General features: G+C 50.4%; 2 tRNA genes and 2 rRNA genes (1 of these 4 cut by a window edge). All 4 read right to left on the bottom strand.

Going from position 1 to position 2,500, the window contains the following annotated elements:
• Positions 1-232, bottom strand: a 23S ribosomal RNA gene (locus tag AB3R30_RS26690) (it extends 2,648 nt beyond the left edge of the window).
• 222 nt (positions 233-454) lie between these two features.
• Positions 455-527, bottom strand: a tRNA-Ala gene (locus AB3R30_RS26685).
• A 9-nt stretch (positions 528-536) separates the two neighbouring features.
• Positions 537-613 (bottom strand) — tRNA-Ile (locus AB3R30_RS26680).
• A gap of 118 nt (positions 614-731) precedes the next feature.
• Positions 732-2,221 (bottom strand): 16S ribosomal RNA (locus AB3R30_RS26675).
• Together the 16S and 23S rRNA genes with 2 tRNA genes alongside form the textbook arrangement of a ribosomal RNA operon.
• Positions 2,222-2,500 lie beyond the last annotated feature (279 nt).

Raw genomic sequence — 2,500 nt, 5'->3', positions numbered from 1 at the left:
CTACTAGGGGAATCACGTTTGTTTTCTCTTCCTACAGCTACTAAGATGTTTCAATTCGCTGCGTTCGCTCTTTCCACCCTATAGATTCAGGTGGCAGTATATAGGGTTGCCCCATTCGGAAACCCCCGGATCAATGCTTGCTTCCAACTCCCCGGGGCGTATCGCCGGTAACTGCGTCCTTCTTCGCCTCTGTGTGCCTAGGTATCCACCATGAGCCCTTATTAGCTTGACCACTATTCTCAGTTTTTTTGAGTTTCTTATTAGTGTCTGTGTTACGTTTGCTAATCTCACAACCTCTTCACAAAATGTGTAAAGGCTATTCATTAGACATCGTTTCTACCTGACAAGTTACTATGCAGTTTTCAAGGTTCTAACTGAGCTTTTGCCCAGCAGGATTTCTCAACGGCTCAGTATTGCCTTGAGATAAAATGCTGGAAAAATTGTTTCACTCAACTGGAGGTTAACGGACTCGAACCGTTGACATCCTGCTTGCAAAGCAGGCGCTCTACCAACTGAGCTAAACCCCCTTGAATAAATGGTGGGCCATCCTGGACTCGAACCAGGGACCTCACCCTTATCAGGGGTGCGCTCTAACCACCTGAGCTAATAGCCCGTTTCTTTTCCCTAGATAGTTTGAAAGCCATTTAGATACTTACTTCAACCTCGAACGACCTTAGGTTAACCTCTAAACCGTTCTATCTCTCAAGCTCGGTTAGCGGGTGGTCTCCCTTAAAGGAGGTGATCCAGCCACACCTTCCGGTACGGCTACCTTGTTACGACTTCACCCCAGTCATCAGCCCTGCCTTCGGCATCCCCCTCCTTTCGGTTGGAGTAATGACTTCGGGCGTGGCCAACTCCCATGGTGTGACGGGCGGTGTGTACAAGGCCCGGGAACGTATTCACCGCAGTATGCTGACCTGCGATTACTAGCGATTCCTCCTTCATGCAGGCGAGTTGCAGCCTGCAATCTGAACTGAGCCATGGTTTATGAGATTAGCTTGCCATCGCTGGCTTGCAACTCTTTGTCCATAGCATTGTAGTACGTGTGTAGCCCAGGGCGTAAGGGGCATGCTGACTTGACGTCATCCCCACCTTCCTCCGGTTTGTCACCGGCGGTCTCTCTAAAGTGCCCAACTTAATGCTGGCAACTAGAAACGAGGGTTGCGCTCGTTGCGGGACTTAACCCAACATCTCACGACACGAGCTGACGACAGCCATGCACCACCTGTGTTCGCGCTCCCGAAGGCACTCCCGACTTTCACCGGGATTCGCGACATGTCAAGCCCTGGTAAGGTTCTTCGCGTTGCATCGAATTAAACCACATACTCCACCGCTTGTGCGGGCCCCCGTCAATTCCTTTGAGTTTCACACTTGCGTGCGTACTCCCCAGGCGGACAACTTAACGCGTTAGCTACGGCACTGCACGGGTCGATACGCGCAACACCTAGTTGTCATCGTTTACAGCTAGGACTACAGGGGTATCTAATCCCTTTCGCTCCCCTAGCTTTCGTCCATGAGTGTCAGTTTCGGCCCAGTAGCGCGCTTTCGCCGCTGGTGTTCTTCCCAATATCTACGCATTTCACCGCTACACTGGGAATTCCCGCTACCCCTACCGTACTCTAGTCTCTCAGTTTCCACTGCCTTTATAGGGTTAAGCCCTACGATTTAACAGCAGACTTGATAAACCACCTGCGGACGCTTTACGCCCAATAATTCCGGATAACGCTTGCATCCTCCGTATTACCGCGGCTGCTGGCACGGAGTTAGCCGATGCTGATTCGTTAGGTACCGTCATTGTGTTCTTCCCTAACAAAAGCGGTTTACGACCCAAAAGCCTTCGTCCCGCACGCGGTATTGCTCCGTCAGGCTTTCGCCCATTGCGGAAAATTCCCCACTGCTGCCTCCCGTAGGAGTCTGGGCCGTGTCTCAGTCCCAGTGTGGCTGATCATCCTCTCAGACCAGCTACCGATCGTCGCCTTGGTAAGCTCTTACCTTACCAACTAGCTAATCGGACGCGAGCTCATCTACAGGCACTTTAAGCTTTTACCTCTCGGCATATTCGGTATTAGCAGACGTTTCCATCTGTTGTCCCCAACCTATAGGCAGATTCTCACGCATTACTCACCCGTCCGCCACTAAAATCCGAAGACTTTCGTTCGACTTGCATGTGTTAAGCATACCGCCAGCGTTCATCCTGAGCCAGGATCAAACTCTCCATTTTATGCCGACTCTCTCAAGTCGCTTGGATGTCTGTAGCTCTTCTTTCTATCAAAATAAAAAACTTATACAGACGAATCTATACAAATCTCTTATCCCTTCCCTTCGCTTACACGGGATTTACCCCGCTAAGCTATTTCTTTGACGAGGTTTTATAGTTCCTCTTGGCTCTCAAACTATTACTATGTCTAGGTTCTAGCTGTCCTACTTAAGTCCGCTTTCGCTTCCCTGTTTCGACCGCTTTACTAAGATACCCCCCTCTCTACCTCCCTGTCAACCCCCT

The organism is Sivoneniella epilithica UHCC 1019, assembly GCF_040830845.1.
GTDB lineage: Bacteria > Cyanobacteriota > Cyanobacteriia > Leptolyngbyales > Leptolyngbyaceae > ULC077BIN1.
Note: the sequence above shows the minus strand (reverse complement) of the source record. Positions and strands in the feature narration are given on the sequence as shown.